Here is a 6,437-nt window from a genome sequence, read left to right on the forward strand (position 1 = left end):
AACCTTGTCATTTGCGATTTCCGATAGCTGATTTTTCAAATCCTTTTTCATGTATAAAAACCTTTTCCATTGACACTTGATAATATATTGATTATTCTTAAAAAAGAAAGGGAATTCATTATGGCACAAACAATCGAGCTCCAGAGTATTGAATTTATTACGACACCGGAAGGCAAAACAAAATCTGTTGTTTTAAGCCTGGCGGACTGGCAAAAGATAAATGAAACTTTACATATAATGTCAAATAGGGAGTTATTCCAATCCATCAGAAGAGCGCAAAAACAACTGAAAAAAGGAACAAAGATGTTAACTTTTGAAGAGGTTTTTGAAAATCTATAAAACATATTTTACCCCTGAATTTCTCAAGCAATCCAAAAAATACAGACATCTTAAAAAAACACTTAAAAACAAGATAATGCTGCTATCAAAAAATCCATATACATATTGTAAAAGTGAATTGCTTATCGGGGAGCTCAAAGGATTGCGCTCAGCAAGAATTACAAAATCATTCAGGGTAATATTCTCAGTGTGTGAAGAATGCAGGGCAAGGAAATTTAAAAGTTTTGTTGGCTGTTCACAAAAAATATGTATGAAAACGGATTCAAACACCATTATATTTTTCACTTTTGGGCCCCACGAAGAAGTATATTCGTAACACACACTCCCTTAACCCAGTAATGAATCACAGGTTTTGTCCAATCTTAAATCGCAAATCGCAAATCGGCAATTACAAATCCCTTCTGGTATCTCAATTGCAAATTGGCAATCGCAAATCGCAAATTTCATGTTTCATTTCATCGGCAACTCCACCCTTACCTTCGTTCCTTTCCCCGGTGCGCCACTGATGTGGAACTTGCCCTTGAGATTCTTAATCCTCTCCCTCATACCCAGTATGCCCAATGAAAGCGGGTTTCTTATCTGTTCCGTTGTAATGCCTTTGCCGTTGTCTTCTATCTCGAGAACAAGGTTTTCTCCCTCTTTCGTAAGTGCAATCTTCACCTTTGTGGCATTGGCATATCGTGATATATTGGTCAGACATTCCTGGGATATACGGAACAGCGCAGTAGCGTAGTCTGTGGGGATTGTTATCTCTGCTACGTCTGTTTGGAGCATACAGATAATCCCTGCCTTCTCCTGGAATCTCTTCAACTGCCAGTTGATTGCAACCACAAGACCCAGATCGTCAAGGATGCCGGGCCTCAGACTGAGGGAGAGCTCACGGGTTACTGCAATCGTGGATTCAGTCAACGTCAGGAGGGAATCAATCTTTGCCTGTATGGGATCTGCCGGTTCCACTATATTACTAAGTTTTTTCTTGAGCCAGGAGATATCTATCTTGATGCCTGTCAGTGACTGACCAAGCTCATCGTGGATCTCCCGGGCGATTTGTGTCCTCTCCTCTTCCCGTATATTCTGAAGATAAGCAGTAAGAGCCCGGAGCTCTTTTTGTGATCTTTTTATCGCCTCATTGGCCCTCCTTGCCTCCGTCATATCAATACAGGTCCCAAGAACAGCAGGTTTCCCTGCATACAGTGCATACGAGCTAAACATCTCAAGAAGGCGGATCTCACCATCCTTCCTCCTGATCCTCATGGAGAATTGGTCAGACTCTTTCTCTCCTGACAGGCGCTGCTGAATCCTATCATTGGCAAACTCTCTCTCTTCCTCAACAACAAGATCCAGGGGACTTAGTTTATCAACTAACTCATTCCCGGTATACCCGTAAATGCTACAGAATGTGGGGTTTACATATCTGAACAATCCATCCTGGATGAGGTATATACCCGCAATGTTCTTTTCAGTGAGGATTCTATAGTGCTCTTCTCTCTCCCGTAGCGCCTCTTCGATTAATCTCATATCGGTAATATCCTGGGCTGTTCCAAAAACGCTTACAATTCTGCCTTCGCTGTCCTTTTTTGGATATCCTATCGCGTGCATCCATCGGATAGTTTTATCTGGACGAAGTATCCGGAACACAATATCGAAGGGGATTCCTTCAACAATTGTTGTTGTCATTGCATTGTTAAGGATACCCCAGTCATCGGTGTGGATAACCTTCTGGTGCGCTTCGAAGGAAGGTTCGCCCTCTTCAGGGTCAAGACTAAATATGTGGAAGATTTCCTCAGACCATGTGGTTGTCATGGTGGACGTATCGAGTTCCCAGTGGCCAATATGTGCCATTCCTTGAGCTTCTATGAGGAGGGCCCTGCTCTTTGCCAGCATCTTCTCCACCAGCTTGCGTTCGGTGATGTCCTGCACCGTACCGCGAAGCCCCGTGATCCGTCCATGGTTGTCATACGTGGCGCCGCCAAAGGTGTTCACCCATCGGGTGGTACCGTCCGGGCGGATTAGTTCCAGCTCAAGCTGATGAGGTGCACCGGTTTCCAGTGTTTTTTCGACGGCTACTTTCAGACGATCCCAGCTTTCTGGGGTATAAATGTTGGGGTGTTCTGCATATGTGGGTGCTGTAATCATCGGGTCGAGGCCTACGATACGGTAAAGCTCCTCTGTCCAGGTGACGGTGTCTGTGTCAGCGATCCAATTCCAGATGCCTATATGTGCCAGTCGATGGGCATCTCTCAGTTGTTCCTGGTTTTTCCTCAACGCCTCCTCTACCCGCTTGCGCTCGGTGATGTCCTCAATTGTACCCTCGTAATGTGTTATATTACCTTGTCCATCCTTTACAATATGGGCATTGATTGAAACCCAGAATATCTCTCCACTTTCATGGGTTGGGGTTTTCCGAAACGGTACCTCGAACTTTTCTACCGCCCCTTCCTTTGACAAGATTCTTTTAAAGATTTCTCTATCTTCAGGATTAACGTACATCTGAGTTGCAGTTACATCATTGATTAATTCTTCAGATGTATCATAGCCATACATCTTTACAAGGGCAGGATTAGCGTTTAGAATGCGTCCCTCGGGTGTGGTTTGGTAGATTCCGAGAATCGCATCATTGAAGATATTGCGGTATTTTATTTCGCTCTCTTGAAGTGCTTTTTCTGTCTGCTTGCGGGAGGTAATGTCGTGAATCGCAAGGACCACCAAGCGCAGCCCATCAAGGCGGCCCCCCGACATGGAGACTTCGGCCTCAAACAGGGAGCCATCCTTACGGCGAAAGAGCTTTTCCGTTCGTCTTCCGATGTGACCACATTGTCCAACGCCCGTGTTCAAAAACCTCTTCAACCTTTCTTGATGGATTTTGCCTATCTCCTCCCGCAGCAGGATGTTGGCCGGTTGATTCAAAGCTTCTTCTTCGGAATACTGGAATAACTCCTGGGCAGCGCTGTTGAAAAGAACGAGCTGCCCCTCGGCGTTCACGGCGATGATGGCGTCCAGACTCGCCTCAACAATCGTTCGCAAACGCTCCTCGTTCTCCCTCAGCGCCTCCTCTGCCCGCTTGCGCTCGGTGATGTCCTGGTATATTGTCTGAAATTGCCTTTCGCCGTTCCAGAGTATTTCCTTGCGGAAGACCAGGAGATAGCGGACTTCACCATTTTTCTTTACGATGTTTATTCCATATTCGGACGGGTCATACTTACCTTGTCGTCTTTTCTTCATTCGTATCTGAAACTCTGCATAGCTCTGCGGCGTATAGCGATTCTTGACGGGGGTTGTTCTCAGTTCCTCAACGCTGTCGTAGCCATAGATATCCAGAATAGCCTGGTTGGCATAAATGGTCTCACCTTCTATGGTCACAATGCGCACCCCCAACGGGGAGTCGTCCAGAGAACGGCGGAAGTTATCCTCGTTCTCCCGCAGCGCCTCCTCTGCCCGCTTGCGCTCGGTGATGTCCTCAATTGTACCCTCGTAATGTGTTATATTACCTTGTCCATCCTTTATAATATGGGCATTGATTGAAACCCAGATTATCTCTCCACTTTTTTTGCAAAGCCGGGTCTCGAACTTTTCGACCACTCCTTCCCTGGAGAGGATTCCTTTAAAGGTTTCTCTATCTTCAGGATTGACGTATATCTGAGTTGCAAGGTCAGTCACGCAATTGGTTAATTCTTCCGGTGTGTCATACCCACACAACCGGGCAAGGGCAGGATTGGCACTGAGAAAGCGTCCCTCGGGGGTTGTCTGATAGATCCCGAGAATCGCATCATTGAAGATATTCCGGTATTTTTCCTCTGCCTGGAGGAGCTCTTTTGTTTTCCTGTATTTGTACTCTCTCCTGAAATAGAGCAAAGAGACTGCAAGGAAGAGGAATATGGTGAAGCCTGTAACTGCGGAGCGGATGAAATACCCGTATAATGACTTCAGGATTGTGTCTTTCTCCTGCCCAACAATAACTGACCAGCCAATCCCCTTTACAGGTGTAATGGATACATAGGAGATGCTGCCCTTGTCTTTTGCATCTGCAATATCCATATTAATAAAGACTCCGGCAACTGCTTTTTCCAGCACGCGCGCGTCAGGATATTTCGTTATGTTCTCCTGATAGAGAATAGAATTACTGAATATGATGTTCCCTTTCTGGTCGAGGAGGGTAATACTTTTTTCGGGATTTGTTATATTTCCGTTGATGAAGGTGGCGAGGAAGGGGGCACGCTGGGTGCTGCCAAGTATCCCGATGACCTTACCATTTCTGTCGAATACCGGTACCGATACGGCAACAGCAAGATCTTTTTCCAGGACAATCAAACGGAATACTGTAGAAATATAGGGTCTCCATTTCTTGCTTACCCCTTTATACCAGTCACGGTAGGCAAGGTTCTTACCAAATCCTGTTTTGTCCACCGGGTAATTTGCCCAGACGGTTCCATATTGGTCAGTGAGAAAGAGGATATCGATTTCATTATAGTGCTTGCTTAAGGATTTCAGGTGAGAGATGGCGTTATTGAAATCCTTCTTCTTTACCACATTAATAAAGGACGAACGTTGTGCATAGGATTCCAGGATACCGATAGTTGCCTTCTGATGCTCAAATATGAGCAAGGAGAAGAAACGCGCCTTTAATGTATTTTCAGCGATTGTATTCTTTACTACATACTTATAGTGGTTGTGTATGATGTTAAATACGATGAAAAAGGTAATAATAAAGAAAAACACAATTATTAAGGCATATAATTTTTTCCCTTCAAATAAGGTTTTCATGTTTTAAAACCCGTTCCCCGTATCTAACACTCCCCCATATATTCGATTATAAAGGAAATTGCCTTATTATCAAGGGTTTTTTCTGTGTGTTGCAACACATTAATAGTTGCATATCGTGTAATATATGCTATAATAAAATAATTATGAGCAAAGCTGATAAGCTTCTGAAGCGGTTTTTATCTAAGCCAACGGATTTTACTTACAGCGAGTTAAAACGATTTTTATCGACATACGGATATGAGGAGGCAAAAACAGGCAAGGCATCAGGATCGAGGGTTGCATTTATAAATTACAAGACACGGCATATTATCAGGCTGCACAAACCACACCCTCATTCCGAGCTTAAACAGTATCAGCTTGATGATGTTCTTGAAGAACTCAAAAAACAGGGGATAGTGCAATGAAAGACATTATAACACACAAAGGCTTCATTGGCTCGGTACATTATAGCGCCGTCGATGAGGTATTTCATGGCAGGATCGAAGGAGTAAATGATCTCATCACCTTTGAAGGTAAAAGTGTGCAGGAATTGAAAAAGGCCTTTACGGGGGCTGTGGAAGATTATATTCTTCTCTGCAAAGAAGCAGGGAAAGAACCGTTAAAATCATGCAAAGGCAGTTTTAATGTCCGTATCCCGCCGGATCTGCATATGAAGGCGCTTGAGAAGGCTACTACAAAAGGGATATCGCTGAATTATTTCATCAAAAGGGCTATCGAGAAGGAACTGACATAAAACCTGTTCCTCATGAAGCGTGAATAGTGATAGTGAAAGACATTAGAAAGCAGAAGTAGAAATAATGTTTATACGGGATTGTCTGATATCAGTGTTCCTTAAACTTTAATTCTCTTAAGGGCTTTTGCCGCACGCAGCCGAACGTCCCTGTCCCTGTCCTCCAATGCTTTTGCGAGCAATTCCGGTACACCAAAGTCGCCTATTTTTTCAAGGACACCTATTATATAGAGTTTAACAGGCGTATTCCCTTTATTTAACGCTTCTGAAAAGTATCGCAGATATCTTTTTGACGTATCTTTTCTTGAAACCCAGTTGGTATCTATCTTATCTAATATCTCTGACACGGTTTTAAGGACATCTTCTTCATCATCCCACAACGAAAGGATCAGAGGCTCTACCGCAGGCTCACCGATCTCACACAGTGCTTTCGCTGCAGATTCCCGGACATTTGGATCTTTGTCACCCAGCAATCTTAGTAAGGGCTCTACCGCAGGCTCACCGATCTCAACAAGCGCCTTAGACGCGGATTCCCGGATACCCGGGTCTTTGTCCTTCAGCCCTTCGATCAAAGGTTCTACTTTAAGGGCTTCACCAATGGCAACCA

Annotated in this window: 6 protein-coding genes; 4 read left to right on the forward strand and 2 right to left on the reverse strand. The window is 44.3% G+C overall.

Going from position 1 to position 6,437, the window contains the following annotated elements; translation table 11 throughout:
* Positions 1-120 precede the first annotated feature (120 nt).
* Positions 121-339 (forward strand): hypothetical protein, encoded by a 219-nt coding sequence (locus tag PHU49_13055; protein MDD5244936.1) that lies wholly within the window; start codon positions 121-123, stop codon positions 337-339.
* Positions 326-655 carry a hypothetical protein gene (locus PHU49_13060; GenBank protein ID MDD5244937.1) on the forward strand — a complete coding sequence of 110 codons (330 nt, stop codon included), beginning with the start codon at positions 326-328 and terminating at the stop codon, positions 653-655. Before PHU49_13055 ends, PHU49_13060 begins: the two co-directional genes overlap by 14 nt.
* Before the next feature lie 134 nt (positions 656-789).
* Here the strand turns inward: PHU49_13060 and PHU49_13065 are convergent, their stop codons facing one another.
* Positions 790-5,100, reverse strand: a complete 4,311-nt coding sequence (locus PHU49_13065; GenBank protein ID MDD5244938.1) for a PAS domain S-box protein — start codon at positions 5,098-5,100, stop codon at positions 790-792.
* A gap of 143 nt (positions 5,101-5,243) precedes the next feature.
* Here PHU49_13065 and PHU49_13070 point away from each other — a divergent pair, with 143 nt between their 5' ends.
* Both PHU49_13070 and PHU49_13075 read left to right on the forward strand, forming a co-directional pair.
* Complete coding sequence (locus PHU49_13070) at positions 5,244-5,504, forward strand: type II toxin-antitoxin system HicA family toxin (protein ID MDD5244939.1); 261 nt, start codon at positions 5,244-5,246, stop codon at positions 5,502-5,504.
* The gene (locus PHU49_13075) at positions 5,501-5,833 is read left to right on the forward strand and encodes a type II toxin-antitoxin system HicB family antitoxin (GenBank protein MDD5244940.1); all 333 of its coding nucleotides are present in this window, start codon (positions 5,501-5,503) and stop codon (positions 5,831-5,833) included. Before PHU49_13070 ends, PHU49_13075 begins: the two co-directional genes overlap by 4 nt.
* A 98-nt stretch (positions 5,834-5,931) precedes the next feature.
* On the opposite strand, the gene PHU49_13080 is transcribed toward PHU49_13075, so the two are convergent.
* Positions 5,932-6,437: HEAT repeat domain-containing protein (locus PHU49_13080; GenBank protein MDD5244941.1), on the reverse strand; the 506-nt coding region annotated here is incomplete at its 5' end.

This window comes from Syntrophorhabdaceae bacterium, assembly GCA_028713955.1.
GTDB lineage: Bacteria > Desulfobacterota > Syntrophorhabdia > Syntrophorhabdales > Syntrophorhabdaceae > UBA5609.